Origin of the sequence: Lysobacter antibioticus HS124, assembly GCF_000336385.2 — a bacterium.
GTDB classification, from domain to species: Bacteria; Pseudomonadota; Gammaproteobacteria; order Xanthomonadales; family Xanthomonadaceae; genus Lysobacter; species Lysobacter firmicutimachus.
Genome location: NZ_HG424516.1, coordinates 94,570 through 113,769, shown reverse-complemented (window position 1 = coordinate 113,769; position 19,200 = coordinate 94,570). Strand labels below are relative to the sequence as shown.

The 19,200-nt window shown below is 70.0% G+C and carries 21 protein-coding genes; 11 read left to right on the top strand and 10 right to left on the bottom strand.

Annotated elements, in window-relative coordinates; translation table 11 throughout:
• Positions 1-88: 88 nt before the first annotated feature.
• Entirely contained in the window at positions 89-937 is an 849-nt protein-coding gene (locus TX83_RS14385; RefSeq protein WP_064748655.1) for a DUF4349 domain-containing protein, read from the top strand.
• A 242-nt stretch (positions 938-1,179) separates the two neighbouring features.
• Here TX83_RS14385 and TX83_RS14380 read toward each other — a convergent pair whose 3' ends face one another.
• Positions 1,180-1,476 carry a hypothetical protein gene (locus TX83_RS14380; protein ID WP_064748654.1) on the bottom strand — a complete coding sequence of 99 codons (297 nt, stop codon included), beginning with the start codon at positions 1,474-1,476 and terminating at the stop codon, positions 1,180-1,182.
• A 104-nt stretch (positions 1,477-1,580) separates the two neighbouring features.
• On the opposite strand from TX83_RS14380, the gene speG reads away from it, so the two are divergent.
• Positions 1,581-2,198: a spermidine N1-acetyltransferase gene (gene speG / locus TX83_RS14375; protein WP_079248237.1), complete on the top strand. Its 618-nt coding sequence runs from the start codon at positions 1,581-1,583 to the stop codon at positions 2,196-2,198.
• Between the two features lie 36 nt (positions 2,199-2,234).
• Here the strand turns inward: speG and TX83_RS14370 are convergent, their stop codons facing one another.
• Together TX83_RS14370 and TX83_RS14365 are read right to left on the bottom strand one after the other, a co-directional pair.
• A complete protein-coding gene (locus TX83_RS14370) occupies positions 2,235-3,188 on the bottom strand; it encodes a peptidylprolyl isomerase (RefSeq protein WP_186442604.1) in 954 nt (317 codons plus the stop codon).
• 58 nt (positions 3,189-3,246) lie between these two features.
• On the bottom strand, positions 3,247-3,711 hold the full coding sequence (locus TX83_RS14365; RefSeq protein ID WP_064748653.1) for a DUF1579 family protein: 465 nt from the start codon (positions 3,709-3,711) through the stop codon (positions 3,247-3,249).
• A gap of 198 nt (positions 3,712-3,909) precedes the next feature.
• Here TX83_RS14365 and TX83_RS14360 point away from each other — a divergent pair, with 198 nt between their 5' ends.
• Both TX83_RS14360 and TX83_RS14355 read left to right on the top strand, forming a co-directional pair.
• A complete protein-coding gene (locus tag TX83_RS14360; RefSeq protein WP_064748652.1) occupies positions 3,910-4,275 on the top strand; it encodes a PadR family transcriptional regulator in 366 nt (121 codons plus the stop codon).
• Positions 4,272-5,243 (top strand): sensor domain-containing protein, encoded by a 972-nt coding sequence (locus TX83_RS14355; protein ID WP_261370141.1) that lies wholly within the window; start codon positions 4,272-4,274, stop codon positions 5,241-5,243. Before TX83_RS14360 ends, TX83_RS14355 begins: the two co-directional genes overlap by 4 nt.
• A gap of 86 nt (positions 5,244-5,329) precedes the next feature.
• Here the strand turns inward: TX83_RS14355 and TX83_RS14350 are convergent, their stop codons facing one another.
• The 3 genes from TX83_RS14350 to TX83_RS14340 all read right to left on the bottom strand — a co-directional run bounded on the left by TX83_RS14350 (position 5,330) and on the right by TX83_RS14340 (position 8,255).
• Positions 5,330-5,722, bottom strand: coding sequence for a hypothetical protein (locus tag TX83_RS14350; RefSeq protein WP_064748651.1), 393 nt, complete (start codon positions 5,720-5,722; stop codon positions 5,330-5,332).
• A gap of 294 nt (positions 5,723-6,016) precedes the next feature.
• A complete protein-coding gene (locus tag TX83_RS14345; protein ID WP_064748666.1) occupies positions 6,017-7,261 on the bottom strand; it encodes a polyhydroxyalkanoate depolymerase in 1,245 nt (414 codons plus the stop codon).
• A 385-nt stretch (positions 7,262-7,646) separates the two neighbouring features.
• Positions 7,647-8,255: a class I SAM-dependent DNA methyltransferase gene (locus TX83_RS14340; RefSeq protein ID WP_064748650.1), complete on the bottom strand. Its 609-nt coding sequence runs from the start codon at positions 8,253-8,255 to the stop codon at positions 7,647-7,649.
• Positions 8,256-8,529: 274 nt separating this feature from the next.
• On the opposite strand from TX83_RS14340, the gene TX83_RS14335 reads away from it, so the two are divergent.
• Positions 8,530-8,952, top strand: a complete 423-nt coding sequence (locus tag TX83_RS14335; protein WP_064748649.1) for a CopD family protein — start codon at positions 8,530-8,532, stop codon at positions 8,950-8,952.
• Positions 8,953-9,125: 173 nt separating this feature from the next.
• Here TX83_RS14335 and TX83_RS14330 read toward each other — a convergent pair whose 3' ends face one another.
• On the bottom strand, positions 9,126-10,835 hold the full coding sequence (locus tag TX83_RS14330) for an alkaline phosphatase (protein WP_064748648.1): 1,710 nt from the start codon (positions 10,833-10,835) through the stop codon (positions 9,126-9,128).
• Positions 10,836-11,093: 258 nt separating this feature from the next.
• On the opposite strand from TX83_RS14330, the gene TX83_RS14325 reads away from it, so the two are divergent.
• The 4 genes from TX83_RS14325 (at position 11,094) to TX83_RS14310 (ending at position 14,493) form a co-directional block, all read left to right on the top strand.
• The gene (locus tag TX83_RS14325) at positions 11,094-11,498 is read left to right on the top strand and encodes an ArsR/SmtB family transcription factor (protein ID WP_075575177.1); all 405 of its coding nucleotides are present in this window, start codon (positions 11,094-11,096) and stop codon (positions 11,496-11,498) included.
• A 177-nt stretch (positions 11,499-11,675) separates the two neighbouring features.
• Positions 11,676-13,010, top strand: coding sequence for a dicarboxylate/amino acid:cation symporter (locus tag TX83_RS14320; protein ID WP_064748647.1), 1,335 nt, complete (start codon positions 11,676-11,678; stop codon positions 13,008-13,010).
• Between the two features lie 158 nt (positions 13,011-13,168).
• The gene (locus TX83_RS14315) at positions 13,169-13,771 is read left to right on the top strand and encodes a hypothetical protein (RefSeq protein ID WP_141233513.1); all 603 of its coding nucleotides are present in this window, start codon (positions 13,169-13,171) and stop codon (positions 13,769-13,771) included.
• Positions 13,771-14,493: a hypothetical protein gene (locus TX83_RS14310; protein ID WP_064748645.1), complete on the top strand. Its 723-nt coding sequence runs from the start codon at positions 13,771-13,773 to the stop codon at positions 14,491-14,493. The genes TX83_RS14315 and TX83_RS14310 overlap by 1 nt, the downstream gene beginning before the upstream one ends.
• Positions 14,494-14,532: 39 nt before the next feature.
• Here the strand turns inward: TX83_RS14310 and TX83_RS14305 are convergent, their stop codons facing one another.
• A complete protein-coding gene (locus TX83_RS14305; RefSeq protein WP_064748644.1) occupies positions 14,533-15,021 on the bottom strand; it encodes an NUDIX hydrolase in 489 nt (162 codons plus the stop codon).
• Positions 15,022-15,274: 253 nt separating this feature from the next.
• Between TX83_RS14305 and TX83_RS14300 the strand changes: the two genes are divergently transcribed.
• Together TX83_RS14300 and TX83_RS14295 are read left to right on the top strand one after the other, a co-directional pair.
• Positions 15,275-16,687 carry a M16 family metallopeptidase gene (locus tag TX83_RS14300; RefSeq protein WP_064748643.1) on the top strand — a complete coding sequence of 471 codons (1,413 nt, stop codon included), beginning with the start codon at positions 15,275-15,277 and terminating at the stop codon, positions 16,685-16,687.
• Positions 16,688-16,697: 10 nt separating this feature from the next.
• Positions 16,698-18,119, top strand: coding sequence for a M16 family metallopeptidase (locus tag TX83_RS14295; protein WP_087960733.1), 1,422 nt, complete (start codon positions 16,698-16,700; stop codon positions 18,117-18,119).
• 91 nt (positions 18,120-18,210) lie between these two features.
• On the opposite strand, the gene TX83_RS14290 is transcribed toward TX83_RS14295, so the two are convergent.
• Entirely contained in the window at positions 18,211-18,657 is a 447-nt protein-coding gene (locus TX83_RS14290; protein WP_064748642.1) for a hypothetical protein, read from the bottom strand.
• A 16-nt stretch (positions 18,658-18,673) separates the two neighbouring features.
• A complete protein-coding gene (locus TX83_RS14285; RefSeq protein ID WP_141233512.1) occupies positions 18,674-19,084 on the bottom strand; it encodes a hypothetical protein in 411 nt (136 codons plus the stop codon).
• Between the last annotated feature and the right edge of the window lie 116 nt (positions 19,085-19,200).

Here is a 19,200-nt window from a genome sequence, read left to right as displayed (position 1 = left end):
GGCGGCGTCGGGCGAGCCCGCGTCCGCCGGCGGCGATGGCATAGTGCCGGGGCCGAACGGATCACGGACAAAGGCAAGGAGAACGGATATGGCGTATGGATTCGCGAAGCGGCTGTTGGCCGCCGCGCTGGTGGCAGGGACCTTGGCGGGCGCGGCGGGCTGCGCCAAACACAACAGCGAGGCGGCCGCCGACGGCGCCGCCGCATCGGTCGCCGCGCCGGCGGCGCCGCCGGCGGAAGGCGGCAGCGCCGACAAGGCCGACCTCGGCGTGCTGCTGGCCTACGAACATCGGGTGCAGGTGCGCCTGCCCGGCGAGCGCATCGCGACCCAGGCGCAGGCGGTGCAGGCCGCGTGCAACGCGGGCAAGTTCGGCGCCTGCGCCGTGTTGGAGATGAGCCAGAGCGGCGGCGATTTCCCCAGCGCGATGCTGCAGGTGCGGGTCGTGCCGGCCGGGGTCGAACCGCTGGTGGCGCTGGCCGGCAAGGGCGAGGAAATCGGCGACCGCAGTATCCAGGCCGACGACCTGGCCACGGCGGTGCGCGACAACGCCATGCTGCGCGATCGGTTGCAGAAGGAGCATGCGCGGCTGTTGGAATTCCAGCAGCGCCAGGACCTCAAGATCGCCGACGTGTTGACCCTGTCCAGCCGCATCGCCGAGCTCGAGGCGCAGTTGCAGGCGGCGCAGCAGGAAGCGGCGCAGCAGCAGCGGCGGATCTCGACCCAGCTGGTCACCTTCGATTTCGAAACCACCCGAAGCCAGGCCAGCCGCAGCGAAATCGGCGAAGCGTTCCGCGATTTCGGAGGCATCGTGGCGGCGGTGGTCGCGTTTCTGATCCGCGCCATTGCGGTGTTGCTGCCGCTGACCCTGGCGCTGCTGCCGCTGTTGTGGCTGTTGCGCCGCTATCTGCGCAAGCGCCGGCAGGCCCGCGGCGGCTGACGGCGCGCCGCGGCGTGCATGCCGGCCCGTCGTTGCGAGGCAGCGACGGGTCTGGAGCCGCATCGTTCGTCGCCGCACGGCGAGTAGGCGAGACGAGCCGCATCACGCGCGCCGTCCGGCGCGAATGTTCGCCTCGCACGGACCCGATCCGCTGCTGCGCAGCGGGCGTCACTCGCGACGGCCGATCCGCTGCTGCGCAGCAGGCATCCCTCGTAACAGCCGATCCGCTGCTGCGCAGCGGATCAGCGCGCCTCGTCGTGTTCGAATTCGACCAGCACGTCGAGGTCGAAGGCCAGCGCCTCCACCGCCTCGCGCACGCGCGCCGCGGCATGGGCGTTGGGTGCGTCGATCTCGATCTCGTGGATGCCGGGCCCGGCGTCGTCGGGCAGGCCGGCGGAACTGGAATCGGCATCGTCCATGTGCGGCATCAGGTCGGCGACCTCTTCGACGTGTTCGATGCCATCGAGGCTGGACAACAGGTTGCCGATCGCGCGGGCATCGTCCTCGTTGCCGGTGATTCGCAATCGAAGCAGGGGCATGGCGTGGCCTCGGCGTTTGGGAGAGTTTCGAGGCTAGGCAGGGGCCGGCTAAGGCTTCGTGAAGCGTCACACCCTTGCCGCGGGCGATGGAGTAGGGTGGCGTCATGAATGCGACTCCTGCCACCGAAACCGACACCGCCGGCGATTCAGGCGAAGCCGGCGGCGCGTCCGTGCCGATCGTGACCCTGCGCCCGCTGGAACGCGGCGACCTGCACTTCGTCCACGTGCTCAACAACAACCGCAGCGTGATGGGCTACTGGTTCGAGGAGCCCTACGAGTCCTTCGTCGAACTCGAAGAGTTGTACCGCAAGCACATCCACGACCAGTCCGAGCGCCGCTTCATCGTCCAGGACGGCGCCCAGGAGCGGGTCGGCCTGGTCGAGCTGGTCGAGATCGACCACCTGCACCGCCGCGCCGAGTTCCTGATCATGATCTCGCCCGAACAGCAGCGGCGCGGCTACGCCCGCGCCGCGACCCGGCTGGCGATCAACTACGCGTTCCGGGTGTTGAACCTGTACAAGCTGTACTTGCTGGTCGACGTCGACAACACCCATGCGATCCGCATCTACGAGGAGGCCGGCTTCCGCCGCGAGGGCGTGCTGATCGACGAATTCTTCAGCGACGGCCGCTACCACGATGTGGTGCGGATGTGCCTGTTCCAGCACCAGGCGTTGGGCCTGGGCGAGGACGGGCCGCTGTCGCGGCGCCAGCGCCGCGACTGACGCCGCGTCCGGGCCACGGCCGGGACGCGGCGTGCGTCAGCGCTTCTTGCTCTTGGCCGCGGCCGGCGTCGCGGCCGCGGCTTCGCGCACCGGCACCGGCACGTTGCAGATATTGATGTGGCCGGCCGGCTGCAGGTACCAGTCGTCGCGGCGGTTGCGGCGCGATTCGACCAGTTCGGCGAACAGCGGCGTGTCGGTGCGCAGCACTTCCAGATTGGCGCGTTCGGCCTTGGGCACGTCGCTGGCGAGGCGGATCGCGCGGATCGGCGTGCGCTGGGCTGGGTCGGCGTAGAAGCCCAGCGGGCCGGTGCCGCGCGGCAGCGCCGACAGCAGTTCGATGCCCTGGATGACCCGGCCGACGGTGGTGATGTTGCGGTCCAGATGGCGCGGCGACTGGCCGATCACCACATAGAGTTCGGCGCCGTTGCTGGAATCGGCGGCCATGTCGCGGCCGGCGCCGACCGTGCCGTAACAATGCGCCAGCCAGCTTGAACCGGTGGCGGAATCGCGCGCGGCCGGGAAGCCGGCGACGAAGCCCGCTTGCGGCGCCCAGCCATCGGCATCGGGCAGCACGGTCATCGCCAGGCCCTGGCTCTTGCGCGCGAACTCGGCCGGCAGCTTGGGCTTGATTCCGCGGCCCAGCGGCTTGCGCTTGGCCGCGTCTTCGGCGTTGCCGTCGCCCCATTGCACGACGTAGTTGTCCTGGGCGCGGTTGATGCTCAGACCGTTCCAGTAACCGTTCGACGCCAGGGCGCGGATGTTGGCGACGTGCGCCGGCGCGAACTGCGGCGCCAGCTCGATCACCACCCGGCCGGCCGCCAGTTCCAGGTACAGGGTGTTCTTCGGGTCCAGCGTGCGCCAGTCGCCGGGCCGGCTGGAATCGAGCACTTGCTGCATGGTCCGGCCCTTGCCGGCGGCGGTCTGCGCCTGGGCGGCGGGCAGGGCGGCGGTCAGCAGGCAGAACAGGGCGGCGTGCGGCATCCAACGCATCGGGCGATCTCCGGACTGGGGCGAAACGTGCGGGGAGGCCGGCGTGCGGCCGGCGGTCTCAAGGCTGGCGAGTGTAGTCGCCGCGGATGAACTCGGCGAAGTCGGCCTGGCCCGGGAAGCGGTTCTCGATCACGAAGCGGTAGCGGTCGCCGCCGAACTCGTAGCGGTAGCGCGACTCGCCTTGCGGGGTGACTTTCTCGAAATACAGGGTGTCGCCCTGCCAGCGGCCGCGCGCCGGCGCCGGCGGGAAGCCCATCGAGTCGAACCACCACCACAGCACGTCCTGGCTGTCGGGCTCGATCAGGAACACGCCGTGGCCGCGGAACACGACCCGACCGTCCTTGACCTGTTCGTAATCCTGCAACAGCGCGCTGCCGTCCAGGCCGACCCGGTAGCGGCCGTGCCCGAGCGATTCGCCGCCGGCGCCCCAGGGCGAAGGCTGAGCCCGCTCGGGGCCGGTCCAGTCGCCGGCCAGGCGATGCAGCAGGGCGAGGTGGGCGGGATCGGGGCGTGGGAAGTCCATGGCGGCGGGCTCGGCGGGGCGGTCGGGCGAGCATGGCATGGAGCCGGGAGCCCCGGCGGATAGGGGGAGCGCGAAAACGAGGCCGACGGCCCGCTGGCTCCTGGCCGGGCCCGCTATCCCGTGGCTATTACTATCAGCACATCCGCTATACCGAACTTCATACTAGTCTGACCTCCAAGATAGCGGAAGGAGGCGGACGTGGACGAATTCGAAAGCCAACGGCGCAAGTTCCAGAAAGAGTTGAGCACCGGCACCGTCTCGCTGGCCCTGCTCGCGGTGCTCGGCGGGGCGGCCGAACCGATGTACGGCTACCAGATCGCCAAGCGCCTGGAACGCGAGGGCGAGGGCGTGCTGAGCGGCAAGCAGAGTGCGCTGTATCCGGTGCTGCGCAATCTCGGCACGGCCGGGTTGCTCGACAGCCATGTCGAGCCTTCGGTGACCGGGCCGCCGCGCCGCTACTACCGCATTACCGACGCCGGGCGGCAGGTACTGCGCGAATGGGTCTCCGCCTGGCGCGCCACCCGCGATTCCGTCGATTCCGTACTCCAGGGGCTAGACCTATGAACGCCACCACCACGAAAGCCGGCTTCGAGAACGCGCGCTCCGAGCACGAGCGCTCCGAACACGCCGCCGCCGGCTTGCCGCACTCCATCCCCGAGTACCTGGAGCGCCTGCGTGCGGCGCTGGCCGGCGCCGACCCGGCGCTGGTGCAGGACGCGCTGTACGACGCCGAGGAGTATCTGCGCTCGGAAATGGCCGAAAACCCGGGCCGCAGCGAGGCCGAGGTGATCGCCTCGGTCGCCGGCAGCTACGGCGCCCCCGACGAGGTCGCCGAGATCTACCGCGACACCGAGGTCAAGGTGCAGACCGCGCTGCGGCCGCCGGCGCCGCGGCCGCGCAAGTCGCTGCTCGGCCGTTTCTTCGGCGTCGCCGCCGAACCGCGCACCTACGCCGCGCTGTTCTACATGCTGCTGTCGCTGGCCACCGGCGTGTTCTATTTCACCTGGGTCACCACCGGCCTGTCGGTGTCGATGGGCCTGATGATCCTGATCGTCGGCCTGCCGCTGCTGATCCTGTTCGTGGGTTCGGTGCGGGTGCTGGCCCTGGTCGAAGGCCGCCTGGTCGAGGCCATGCTCGGCGAACGCATGCCGCGGCGGCCGCTGTACAGCCAGCGCGGCCGGCCGTTGCTGGAGCGGATCAAGGACATGTTCACCGACCCGCGGACCTGGGGCACCCTGCTGTACATGCTGCTGATGCTGCCGCTGGGCACGGTCTACTTCACCGTCGCGATGACCGGGTTGAGCATCTCGCTGTCGCTGATCTTCTTCCCGCTGCTGCGCCTGATGGGCATCGGCACGATCCAGGTCCACGGTTACGACGTGTTCGCCGCCTGGGAACCCTGGTCGTGGCCGGCGACGGTGCTGGCGGGCGTGGTGGCGCTGTTCCTGACCATGCACATCGCCCGCCTGGTCGGACACCTGCACGGCCAACTGGCCAAGCACCTGCTGGTGCGCTCGGCGCAGTACGGTTGATCGGCGGCGCTGCGCGAGGCCGATTCGCGGGCACGAAAAAGCCGGCCGCAGGGCCGGCTTTTTCGTGCGCTTGGCTGAGCTGCGGCTCAGGGAACGAAGCAGCTCATCTTGACCTGCAGGAACGCCACTTGTTCGTGCTGCATCGCCGCCTGGCAAGTCGGGTCGGACGAGGAGCCGGCCCGCTGGCAGGTGGTTTGGCGCTGCTGCGAGCGGATGTTGTACAACTGGCGCTGCACCGCGCACATGCCGGTCGGCGCCGGACACTGCGCATCCATCATCTGCCAGTAGACGTTCTCGACCTGCTGGCTCTGCAGGCACAGCGGGTTGTTCGGCCCCTGGGTGGTGCAGGCATTGACGCGCTGGATGTGGCTGACCTCGACCTGGGTGCGGGCGGCCTGACAGGCGGGAGTGGCGGCGGACGCGGCGCCCGCGGCCAGCAACAGCGCGGACAGGGCGGCGGATACGATGGCGATCTTCATCAAGCTCTCCTTAGCTGATCGGGATGGGGGGACGCAGGACGCGGCGATCCCGGCGCCGCGCCGGACGCGACTGTAACCGCTGCGGCGACGGCCTCGCCCGTGCCGTTGGACCGATACGGGTCGCAGAAGCGCGGGCCGGGTCGTCGTCATCGCGAGCAGCAACGGCGATAGCAGCAACGGCGATCCTGCCTGCGCGACCGTCGGGTGCGTTCCTGGCGCGGCCGGTCCGCCGGCAACGAAAAGCCCGGCCGGAGCCGGGCTGGGTTGGGCTGCCGCGCGTTCGGCGCGCTGCTTTCAGGCGGCGTATCTGGCGATGAAGTCGCGCACCTGCGGATACACCTGATCGCGCCAGCGGCGGCCGCTGAAGATGCCGTAGTGGCCGGCGCCGGCCACGGTGAGGTGCTCGCGGTCGGCTTCGGCCACGCCGGTGCACAGAGTGTGCGCGGCGCGGGTCTGGCCCTGGCCGGAGATGTCGTCGAGCTCGCCTTCCACGGTCAGCAGGGCGGTGTTCTTGATCGCGCTCGGGTCGACCCGCTCGCCGGCCACGTCCCACAGCCCGCGCGGTAGCAGGTGCTGCTGGAACACCACCCGGATGGTGTCGAGGTAGTACTCGGCCGGCATGTCGAGCACGGCGTTGTACTCGTCGTAGAAGCGGCGATGCGAATCGGCGTCTTCCAGGTCGCCCTTGAGCAGGTCCTGGTAGAAGTCCCAGTGCGACTGGAAATGCCGCTCCGGGTTCATCGCCACGAAGCCGCTGTGCTGCAGGAAGCCCGGATACACGCGGCGGCCGCGGCCGGGGAAATTGGCCGGCACGTGATGGATCAGATTGCCCTCGAACCACCACAGCGGCTTGTGCACGGCCAGGTCGTTGACCTTGGTCGGGCTTTCGCGGGTGTCGATCGGCCCGCCCATCATCACCAGCGAGCGCGGCGTGGCTTCGCCGCGCGCGGCCATCAGCGACACCGCCGCCAGCACCGGCACGGTCGGCTGGCAGACGCTGATGACGTGCAGGCTCTCGGCGCCGATCAGGCGGATGAAGTCCTGGATGTAGGCGACGTAGTCGTCCAGGGTGAAGGCGCCGTCCTCGATCGGCACCATGCGCGCGTCGACCCAGTCGGTGATGTAGACCTTGTGGTCGCGCAGCAGGGTCTTGACCGTGTCGCGCAGCAGGGTGCTGTGGTGTCCCGACAGCGGCGCGACCACCAGCACCGGCGGATCGTCCTTGAGCTCGGCGATGTTGCCGGCGTCGTCGGCGTAGCGCTTGAAGCGCAGCAGCCGGCAGAACGGCTTGCGCTGCATTTCGCGCTCGATCACCGGATAGGCGTTGCCGTCGATCTGCACCGAGTGGATGCCGAATTCGGGTTTTTCGTAGTCCTTGCCGACCCGGTACAGCAGCTCGTAGCCGGCGGCCAGGCGCGAGGCGCCGGGCAGCGACGACAGCCAGCTGCCGGGCGCGGCGAACATCTTGGCGCCGGCATCGGCCCAGTAGGTCATCGGGGCCATCCAGGCGCGGCCGAGTTCGTGCATTTGATAAAGCAGCATCGGGTCGGACTCTCAGTGGCGGACGGACTGCAGGGGACGGACGAACCCGGCGCCGGAGCCTACCGGGTTCCGGTGCGGGCGGTTTGCTGCGGCGCAGCATAGCGGATTGCGACGACGGTCGCGTGAATGGCGGTCAGGGTTGCAGCGGCCATTGAGACGTTACCCGTGCCTGCGGGCCGGCCCTGTAGGAGCGGCGTAAGCCGCGACAGCCGAAGCGAACAACGTCAGCGTGCGTTCCGAAGTTCGGTCGTCCGGCCAGCCGACGGTGATGCGCTGCGAATCCAGGCTTCGGGTCGAGGCGTGGTATCCGCACCGCTTCGGTTGTCGCGGCTTACGCCGCTCCTACAGAGGCGGCTTAGCCTCCGCGAAGACGAGGGGCGGCTCAGTCGGCGGTTTCCAGCGCCGCGGTGCCGCCGCGCAGGGCCGGGCCCAGCCACAGGTGCGAGCCCAGCGTGGCGAAGCCGTGGGCGGCGAAGCGTTCGCGGTAGAAGCGGGCGGGGCGGCGCTTGAAGCCCTCGGTGTCGCCTTCGATGCCGTCCTCGCGGGTGAAGGTTTCCAGGAACGCGACGCCGCCGCACAGTTCGGCCAGTCCGGGCAGGCCGCGATCGAGTTCGCGCGTGTCCAGGTAGTGCATGACGTCGCTGCAGATCAGCAGGTCGACCGGCGCGCAGGGGCGCAGGTACTGGAAGTCGCCGAAGCTGGCCAGGTGCAGGTTGCGGCTGCGGCCGAAGCGCGCAGTGGCGTACTGGCTGGCGTCGAATCCCAGATACTGCGCGCGCGGTCGCAGCTTCAGCAGCGGCGCGCGCCACGGGCCTTCGCCGCAGCCGATGTCGAGCACGCTGCGCAGCGGCCGCTCGAGATGGTATTCGGCGGTGGTCACGGCCAGCGCGACCTTGCGCGCCAGGCGCGCGGCGCCGCCGATCGCCTGGTCCTTGAGCGCGGGGTCGCGGTACCAGCGCTGGAAATAGTCGGCGTCGTACTGTTTGCTCATGCGGGGCGTGCGTTTGCGGCGGGCGTGGCATCCTAGCGCGCACCGCGCCCGTGCGCAGCGCCCGCCGGGCCGGTCGTCGCGGCCTTCAGGGCCGAGTCGTGCCGGCCTCGGCCCATTCGTTGCCCCGCGCCCCGTCGCGGCGCGACCGGCTTTCGATCCGTCCGCTCAACCGGTCCGTTCAAGCAAGTCCGCCCGCGCCAGCTCATACCCCAGCCGTTTCGTTCCCAACCGCTCCTCCGCCACGCCAGCCTCGTCCGCCCGCCAGGAATTCGCCATGACCGCCTATCTGTTGACCAAGACCTTCCATCTCGTGTTCGTGATGGCCTGGATGGGCGGGGTGTTCTACCTGCCGCGGATCCTGGTCAACATCGCCGAGGCCGGCGACGAGCCCGCGGTGCGCGCGCGCCTGGTGCTGATGGGGCGGCGGCTGTACCGCTTCGGCCACATCATGTTCGGCCTGGCCGCGATCCTCGGCGGCGTGTTGTGGTTCGTGTTCCACATGAGCGGCGGCTGGCTGCACGCCAAGCTGACCGTGGTCGCGGCCATGCTGGCCTTCTACATCGTCAGCGGCCGCTGGCTCAAGGGCGTCGACCAGGGCCGCCCGCTGCCGTCTTCGCGCGCTCTGCGCGTGTTCAACGAAATTCCCGTATTCGCCCTGATCGCGATCGTGTGGCTGGTGTTGGCTAAGCCGTTTTGAGCGGGGATTCGGGATTCGGGATTGGTTGGAGCGGGAGCCGGATGCTGGAGCTATGGCTCAACGAAAACGGCGACCCTTGTGGGGTCGCCGTTTTGCTGTTTCGCCCTTGGCTTTTGCCGTTGCCACCTTTGACGAAGGGGCGGGGGATCGGCTGTTGCCGGCGCCTTCGCGCCTCAGCGTGGCTTGAAATCGTCCGGCTTGGGCAACATCACCGGCACCTGGTTGGCATCGCAATCGCCCTTGGCGCACAGCGCCGCGCGCAGGCTCGGCATCGACTGCAGCAGGAAGTGGTAGATCGCGTTCTGCTCGACGCTGCCGCGCACCGCGGCGCTGCCGGGGCCGCGCGCCCAGATGCCGACGTCGTCGCCGCCGTGGGTTTCGGCGTTGGTCGGCACCAGCGCTTCCTGCATGTAATCCGGATGCTCGGTGTCGACCCGGCTCAGGTCCGGCCGGCCCTTGGCGATCTCCTCGAAGCCGCTGGCGGTGTGCGGGAAGGTGTGCGGGCCCTCCGGCTGCTGCGCGCTGGCGCCGGTATAGCCCGGGCCGTTGCTGTAATTGAGGGTCGTGTAGGGGCGGCCGAGCGCATCGCGGGCGTATTCGTTGGCGTCGCCGTCCTCGCCGCTGGTGCCGCGCACCTTGCCCAGCATCGGATTGCCGCGGGTCGGGTAGCCGACGAAGCTTAGGGTGTGCGAGTGGTCGGCGGTGACCAGGATCAGCGTGTCCTCGGCCGAAGTGGCCTTATCGGCGGCGGCGACGGCTTCGCTCAGGGCGATGGTGTCGGTCAGGGCGCGGTAGGCGTTGCCCATGTGGTGGGCGTGGTCGATGCGGCCGCCTTCGACCAGCAGCACGAAGCCGCGGTCGCCCTTGATCGCTTTCAACCGCTCGATCGCGGCCACGGTCATCTCCGCCAGCGAGGGCTCGCCCGCGCGGTCCTGCGGACGGTCGTGGCTGAACTGCATGTGGTCGGGTTCGAACAGGCCGAACAGCGGGCGGTCCTTGGGCGCCGCGGCGAACTGCTTGGCGTTCCAGACATAGGCGCCGCCGGGATGACGCTGCTTCCAGGCCGCGATCAAGTCGCGGCCGTCCAGGCGCTGGCCGACCTTGTCGTCGTACTCCGGATCGCGCTGTTCGACGGTCATGAAGTTGCCGCGGCCGCCGCCGAGCAGCACGTCCGGGCCGGTGCCGAACGGCGACTCGATCATCTGCCGGGCGATGTCGACGCAGCCTTCGGCCTTGGCCTTCTCCGGCAGGTCCATGTCGTTTTCCCAGTTGCGGTCGGCCGAATGGCTGAAGGTCGCGCCCGGGGTGGCGTGGGTGACGCGGGTGGTGGTGACCACGCCGGTGGCCAGGCCGCTGCCCGCGGCGAGTTCCCACAGGGTCAGCATCGGCGCCTTCAGCGCCTCGGCGCAGTCGCCGCGCGCGCCCTTCTGGCCGATGCTGAGTACGCCGGCGCGGGTCTTCACCCCGGTCGCCATCGCGCTCATGGTGCCGGCCGAGTCGGGGGTCTGCGAATCGGTGTTGTACGTCTTGCTGAGCGCGGTGGCCGGGAAGCGCTCCCAGCTCAGGCGGTTCTCTTCGCCGGGAGCGCCGCGCTGCTGGCCGGCGAGGATGCGTGCGGCCGCGACGGTGGTCAGGCTCATGCCGTCGCCGACGAACAGAATCACGTTTTTGGCCTTGGCCGCGCTGGCCCCGCGTTGCGCGGCCTGGGCGGCGCCGTCGCGATACCACCAGGCCGGAGTCTCGCCCTGCGGATGCTGGATCGTCGGCACGTCGACGACCACGCCGGCCGAGGGCGCATCGGCGCGGGTGACCGGCGCGGCGGCCGCGCAGGCGGTCAGCAACGCGGGAACGAGGAGGGCGGAGGCGGAACGCAGCTTGGGCATGGACGGCCGGACTCGGGACGGACAAGCGGCCGATTATGCCCCGGGCGTGTGACGGCGCGAGCGCGCCCGGCGGGCGTCGGCTTTGCCGGCCCAGGCGGGAAAGGCCAGGCCCGCGCACGGCGGATTCGAGCGATAGACGGGCGGCAAAAAGCACAAAGTCCACCGGACCCTGACCGCCCCTATAGCTTTCCCGATTCCCGATTCGCGGAACTTCGGAACCTGTAGCCGCCCGCCCCCGCTTGTAGCAAGCTTGGCCGCATGAGGCCGCTGCACCACCCCGCCACCGACGACATCGAGCTGACCGCAGTGCTGTATGCGCTGGCCGATCCGGTGCGCCTGCGCCTGATCCGCGGACTGAGCCGCGACACGCCGGTGTCCTGCATCGCCGCCTGCGTCGAGGACGAGTTGCCGCGTGCGACCCTGTCGCGGCATTTCGACGTGCTGCGTTCGGCGGGGCTGGTGCGCACGGTCAAATCCGGAACGCAGAATCTCAACACCCTGCGCTGCGACGACCTGGAGCGGCGTTTCCCCGGCCTGTTGCGCGCGGTGCTGGCCGGGTGCGGCGCACCGGTCAAATCGGCGTCGAAGCCCGCTGCGAAAGCCGCTGCGGCGACCCGTCGCGGCGGCGCGGCGCGCCGGCCAGCGGCCAAGGCGCGGGGCTGACATGCGCCGGCGCGCGCGGCGGTTTGCCGAAGCGGTCGCAATTCATGACGTTTGGTTGCCGGCTTATGCCGCCGGATTAGCCGGGGCCGCCGCGAAGCTGTTTATCGTGGCGTCCCGCCATCGCCGGGCCGCTTCGCGCGGCGCGGCGCCTCTTTCGACTTCACCGGACGATACGCCATGACCGCAGTGTTCCAGGCCTGGTTCCGCATTCCGTTCTGGCAGCGCGTGGTCGCCGGCTTCGTGCTCGGCGCGCTCGCCGGCTGGGCGTTCGGGCCCGCGGCCGAAACCTGGTTCGGTCCGCTCGGCGATCTCTACGTCACCCTGATCAAGATGATCGCGGTGCCGCTGGTGTTCTTCGCGGTCATCAACGCGGTGGCCTCGCTGCACGGACAAAAATCGATCGCCGCGCTCGGCGGCCGCACCTTCGTCTGGTTCGCGATCACCGCGGTGCTGGCGGTCGCGGTCGGGCTGGCGGTCGGCACGATCCTGCAGCCGGGCACCGGCGTGATCGGGCTGGCGGTGGACTCGTCCTACAAGCCGCGCGACGTGCCCAGCGTGACCCGCGTGCTGCTCGACGTGGTGCCGAGCAATCCGTTCTACGCCCTGACCGGCATCGGCACGACCAAGAACGCCGCCGGCGAGACCGTGCTGGCCGCAGGCAAGGGCTCGATCCTGCCGGTGATCTTCTTCGCCGGCCTGCTCGGCTTCGCCATGGTCAAGCTCGGCGACAAGGTCGCCGGGGTGCGCAAGCTGGTCGGCGAAGCCAGCGACCTGATGATCCAGGTCACCCGCTTCGTGCTCGAAGTCACCCCGATCGGCACCTTCGGCCTGATCGCCGGCCTGGTCGGCGCCTACGGCTTCGAGAAGCTGCTGCCGCTGGGCAATTTCGTCCTGGCGCTGTACCTGGCCTGCGCCCTGCACATCGTCGTGGTCTACAGCGCGCTGCTGCTCGCGCACGGGCTCAATCCGCTCAAATTCTTCCGCGGCGCCGCGCCGGGCATGCAGGTCGCCTTCGTCAGCTCGTCGAGCTTCGCCGCGATGCCGGTGGCGATGCGTTCGATCACCCACAACCTGGGCGTCAACAAGGACTATGCCGCGTTCGCTTCGCCGCTGGGCGCGAGCATCAAGATGGACGGCTGCGGCGCGATCTATCCGGCGCTGTGCGCGGTGTTCATCTCGCAGTACACCGGCACGCCGCTGAGCGCCGACCAGTACTTCATCGTGCTGATCGCCTCGGTGTTGGGAAGCTTCGGCACCGCCGGCGTACCGGGCACGGCGGTGATCATGGCCACGGTGGTGCTCAGCGCGGCCGGCCTGCCGCTGGAGACCATCGGCTACCTGTACGCGATCGACCGCATCCTGGACATGATGCGCACGCTGACCAACGTCACCGGGCAGATGCTGGTGCCGGTGCTGGTGGCCAAGGAAACCGGATTGCTGGACCGCGCGGTCTACGAGGCGGCGCCGACCAACGTCGGCATCGAGGACGGCCCGGAGCAGGGCCGCACCTGAGCGGAGCCTGCCGGCCGCCGCGCCCGACGCCGCGGTTTTGTCGTCGCCGCGCGTCGCGGCGACGCCTTGGACGGGGATCTGCTACGCCATAAGGCCGTGGCGCATCGCCGCCGGCTTACGGCATCATCCAGCCCTCGCCACCGACACGGAGCGCAGGGATGACGGCAGGGACGTCGACAGAAAAGGCCAGCGGAACGGCCGCCCGAACGGCACGCGCGGCGATCCGCTTCGCCGGCGCGGTGTTCGCCCTCGGCCTGGCCGCCTGCGCCAGCGCGCCGCCGTCTTCGCAAGGCGACAATCGCTCCGGCGCGGTCGGCGTGCGCTCGATCGACAAGCAAGTGCTCGACGCCGAGCGGCTGCAACTGGCCGCCAACGAAACCTTCCAGATGCCGCTGGCCGAAGCCGGCAACGCCGCGCCGGCGTATCCCGACGAGCTGCTGGCGCAGCGCCTGGCGCCGCAGACGGTCTGCCTGAACCTGGCCATCGGCGCCGACGGCGCGGTCGCCGGCAGCCGTCCGGTCGAACGCGCCGAAGGCTGTCCGGCGCCCGCCACGGTCGACCCGCGCTTCTTCGCGGCGGCCCGGCGCGCGGTGGCGCAATGGCGTTTCGACCCTGCGTTCCGCTGCGTCTATCCCGGCGCCAAGCCGGTCGACGAACAAGGCTGCGTCAGCGGCCGCGAGGAACCGGTCGCGGTCAGCCTGGCGTTCCGCTTCGTGTTCGAGCAACGCGACGGCCGCGGCCTGGTCCGGATCGGCGGCTGATGTCGGCGCTGAGGGAAGCCGATCCGGGCGTCGGCGTCGCGCCGGTGCCGATGCAAGAGGAGGAGCGTCGGCGCCTGGCCCGGTTCGCCGGCCTGGATCGGCCGGCGTCCGGGCAGGGCCTGTGGAGGGGCGTGTTGCGGCCCTGGTTGAGTCTGATTCCGGCGAGCGTATTGCTGGCCTGGCTGGCGCAGCGCGCGCTGCTGTTGCCGTCGTGGCTCGAGAGCCGATTGCTGCCGGTGTTGGCGGCGTACCTGAGCGCGAGCGGGCTGGCCATCGCCGGCCGTTGGCTGTGGCTGCGGCGCCGGCGGGCGCAATGGCGCCGGCGCGTGCACGGGCCGTATCTGGCCGACTTGGACCGCGGCGACGTCGAGGAAGAGCGTTACGCCTTCGACGCCTGCAAATCCTGGCGCGAACCCGAACGCGGGGCGGTGCTGCATCTGTTGCGGATCGACGCCGAACGCTGCTTCGCCGTGCACGATTACCGCGACGAGGACTACGCCGCGTTTCTCGCCGGCGAAGCGCCGCGGCGGTTGCTGCGGCCGGCGCGCCGCGCGGTGCTGCGGCGCGCGCCGGTGTCGCGTCTGGCCCTGTCGCTGCGTTTCGACGACGACGCCTTCGCGACCGTGGTCGAGGACGGTCCCTACAGCGATCGTTGGCCGCCGAACCGGCAGGTCTGGCGGGTGCCGTGGGACGAGGTCGAACAGCGCCTGATGGCGGCCTGAGCGGCGCGCGCCGTTCCAGGGCGCAGGGCGCGGCCCGCTTCAGATGCGCGAGTAGCTCCACGACTGCATGCGCCCGTCGCGGTACGGCATCACGCCGTGGAACGGGCGCGGGTCGGCGTCGAACACCAGCGGCAGGAACTCGCGGTCGCCTTCCCACATCGGCAATTCGTGCAGGCGCTCGATCGGCACCCACTCCAGGGTGCCTTCGGCATTGCTGGCCGGCGGCGCGCCGGCGAAGGCGGTGACCACGAACACGAAGCCCAGCCAGTCTTCGCCGTGCTTGCCGAAGCCCGGCCAACTGATGGTGCCGCGCAGATTCATCGCCAGGCAGTCGATCCCGGCTTCTTCGCGGATCTCGCGGCGCATGCCGGCGACCACGTCCTCGTCGCGCTCGAGCTTGCCGCCCAGGCCGTTGTACTTGCCGAGCTGGTGATCGTCGGGGCGGGCGTTGCGATGCACCATCAGCACCTGGCGGCCATCGGGCGAGAGTACGTAACCGAGGGTGGCGACGATGGGCGTGTACGGCATCGGGAATTCCTGGACGGGGCGCGCCGCCGGCGGGCGGCGGACGTGGGCCGCACAGTGTCGGCCATTCGCCGCGCCCAGGCCAGGACCGTCGTCAACGCAGATCGCGGTCGTCGCCCTACGTGACTTTCGACCCATGTTTTTCGTCCGGCCGCGCGCCGTGCCGCGCCGGGTTAGCGTGCGGCCGCCTCCGTCACGTAGCATCGGGGGCCCGCCGCGGTTGCGGACGGACCATTCGACCAGGAAGGAGACATCCATGCGCAAGCGTCATCTGAGCGTATTGCTGGCCGGCCTGACCACGATCGCCAGCGCCGCGTCCGCCACCGCGCACGCCGCCGAGAGCGATCGCTGGCAAGTGCCGGTCGCGGTGAAGAAACTCGACAACGGACTGACCGTGGTCGTATCCCAGGACCGCAGCTCGCCGACCGTCGGCGTCAGCGTGGTCTACCACGTCGGCATGCGCCTGGAGCCGCGCAACCGCACCGGCTTCGCCCACCTGTTCGAACACCTGATGTTCCAGGGCACGCCGGTCGCGCCCAAGGGCGTGTTCGACAACGTCATCAGCGGCGGCGGCGGACGCAACAACGGCTCGACCCGGGCCGACTTCACCAACTACATCGAGGTCGCGCCGGTGTCGGCGCTGGACCGCATTCTGTGGCTGGAAGCGGACCGGATGAAGACCCTGGATTTCAACCCGGCCACGCTCAAGAACCAGCAGGACGTGGTCAAGGAAGAGATCCGGGTCAACGTGAAGAACAAGCCCTACGGCGGCTTCATGTGGATCGACATCGCCCAGCAGGCGTTCCAGAAGTGGGAGAACAACCACGACGGCTACGGCAGCTTCGAGGACCTGGAGAACGCCAGCCTCGACGACGTGCGTTCGTTCCACCGCGACTACTACGGCCCCAACAACGCCGTGCTCGGCATCGCCGGCGACATCAGCCCCGAGGACGCGTTCAAGCTCGCCGACAAGTACTTCGGCGCGATTCCGGGCCGGCCGACGCCGGAAGCGCCGGATTTCTCCGAAGGCCTCAACACCGAGGAGAAGCGCATCACCCAGAGCGACGCGCTGGCGCAGGTGCCGGCGGTGGCCGCGGCCTGGAAGATGCCCGCGCGCGGCAGCCGCGACCAGGCGCCGATGGCGGTGCTCGGCAACCTGCTCGCCGGCGACGAGGCTTCGCGGCTCTACCAGGGCCTGGTCAAGCAGCGCCAGATCGCGATCAACATCGATCCGCTGTACGGCCTGACCGACCCCTGGAGCTACAACGGCCCGACCCTGTTCACCCTGTTCGCGCTGTACCGCCCCGACAGCAGCGCCGACGCGGTGCTGGCGGCGATCGACGAGGAGGTCGCCAAGGTCGCCCGCGAAGGCGTCGACGCGGCCACCCTCAAGCGGGTCAAGACCCGCATGCTGGCCGACTGGTACAACGGCCTGGAAAGCTTCATCGAGCGCGCCGACACCGTCGCGCGCATGCAGACCCTGTGGGGCGACGCGCAGGTGGTGAACAAGGTGCCGGGCTGGATCGAAGGCGTGACCTCGGCCGACCTGCAGCGCGTCGCCAAGACCTATCTGACCCGCGCCAACCGCACCGTGATCGACCGCCGTCCGGCGGCGATGATGCCCGGCGCGGCCAAGCCCGCGGCCGCCGCGCCGGCCGGCCAGCACTGAGGAGACGACCATGACGATCCACAAGACTCTGCTCGCGTTCTCCACCGCGCTGGTGCTGTTCGGCAGCACCGCGGCGATGGCCGGTCCCGGCGTCAAACTGCCCGAGCAACTGCCGCCGTTGGCCGCCGACAAGGCGCTGCCGGTGCCGCAGATCGCGCAGAAGACCCTCGCCAACGGCCTGCAGGTGTGGGTGGTGCCGCGCCAGGGCGTGCCGCGCGTGGACTACGTGCTGGCGATGCGCAACGCCGGCCTGGCCGCCGATGCGGCCGACGCGCCGGGCTTCGCTTCGTTGTACGCCGGCTTGCTGACCCAGGGCACCGCCAAGCGCGACGCCAAGGCGATCGCCGAAGCGGCGCAGGGCTACGGCGGCGGCATCGGCGCCAGCGCCGCCAACGACGGCATCCAGCTCAGCGCCAACGCGTTGCCTTCGCAGGCCGAACCGATGCTGCGCCTGCTGGCCGAAGTCGCGCAGCAGCCGACCTTCCCCGACGGCGAGGTCAAGCTGGCCCAGGCCAATGCCTTGCAAGGCTTGAAAGTCGCGCAGTCGCAGCCGGGCTTCAAGGCAACCCAGGCGCTGCTCGCCACCACTTTCGGCGATCACCCCTACGCGCGGGTGCAACCGACCGAGGCGGCGATCAACGCGGTCACCGCCGAAAAGGTGCGGGCCGAGCATCTGCGCCGTTTCCGCCCCGACCGCGGTTTGCTGGTCATCACCGGCCGGATCGCGCCGGAGCAGGGCTTCAAGCTCGCCGAGGCGGCGTTCGCCGGCTGGAAGGCCGAAGGCGAGCCGATCGCCGACGCGGTGCCGGCGCGGCGCGAGGCGCCGCCGAAGCGCGTGTTCGTGCAGCGCGACGGCAGCGTGCAGTCGGCGGTGCGGCTGGGCCATCCGTCGATCGCCGCGACCGATGCCGACTACGTGCCGGCGCAATTGGCCGGGATCGTGCTGGGCGGCGGCTTCAGCAGCCGGCTGATGCAGAACCTGCGCGAGGACAAGGGCTACACCTACGGCGCGCGCGGCGGACTCAGCGCGATGCGCGCCGGCGGTCTGGTCCAGGCTTCGGCCGATGTGCGCAACGAGGTCACCGGCGAGGCGATCAAGGAGTTCCTGTACGAGTTCGGCAAGCTCAACGATTACAAAGTCGATGCGCCCGAGCTGGAGGACACCAAGCGCTACGTCGCCGGCGGCTATCTGATCAACAACCAGATGCAAGGCGCGGTCGCCGCGACCCTGGCCAACAACTGGCTGGCGGGACTGGCGCCGGAGTTCCTCGGCGAGTACGTGCCGAAGGTGCGCGCGGTCGGCGCCGAGCAAGTGCAGGCGATGGCGCGCAAGTACTACGCACCGAAGGACTTGTCGATCATCGTGGTCGGCGACGCCAAGGCCCTGGGCAATCAACTCAAGCCTTACGGCGAATTCGGTTCCGGTTTCTGAGCCGGATCGCTGGCGCAACGAACCAGCCCCGGTCGCCAGACCGGGGCTGTTCGTATGTGCGCCGGGGCCTCGGCGAACGCCGCTGCGGCGCTCAGCTCTCGCCGAACCACTTCAGCACCACGCCGACCGCGATCGCGGCGAACGCCAGCCCGGCCGCACCGTAGATCAGGCCGTTGAGGAAGAAGCCGTGGCCGCCCGGAAACGCGCCGACGACGGCGCCGGTCAGCGCCGCATAGATCGCGTAGACCGGTATGAAGATCAGCCGCGCCAGCCACACGCCGCGCTCGCCGCGGTCGCGATCCGGGGCCAGCGGTCGGCCGGTGGCGGCCCAGCGCAGCGCCATGCGCGCCAGCACCAACGGCGCCATCAGCAGAGCGACCGCTTCCAGCGTCTTGTAGCCGACGATCAGGCCGACCGCGAGCAGGCCGCCGCCGAGCCACATCGCGGTATCGTCGCCGGGCGCGCCATAGCGCGCCAGGGCGGCGCCGAGGGCGAACGCGGCCACGAACGCGCCGAATCCGTACAGCACTTGTTTCATCAGCGTTCCTTTTTCTTCAGGGGTCCTTCGGCCCGCGCGCGACGCAGCGTGCGCCCAGCCCACTGGCCGGCAACGGCAGCAGCAGGCCGGCGATCAGCATCCATAGCGGGTGGGCGAACATCGCATTGACCGCGATCACGCCGCAGACGATCAGCGCGCCGACGACCAGCGCGGCGCCGCGCCGGTGCCGGCGCGAGATCAACGCCGCGACCAGGCCGCCGTCGAAGGCGGCCACGGTCCAGCCGGCGACCACCAGGGCCAGGGCGGCGAACGGTGCGCCGGCCACATGCGCGGCCCAAGCCGCCATGTCGCGCGGGTCGGCGCCGGGCGGGAACGGGTGCAGGCGGGCCGAGCCGAACTCGAACAACTTCATCGTCGCCATCGCCACCAGCATGCCGGCGAGCACTGCCAGGATCGTACGTGCCATGGTCCGCGCCTCCCCAGGATCGGTGGCCGCGAGCATCGCGCCGCCGCCGTCGCCGCGCAAGCTCCCGCTGCCGGAGGGGCTCGCGCATAATTCCCGCTTCGCCACGGAGCCCGCCA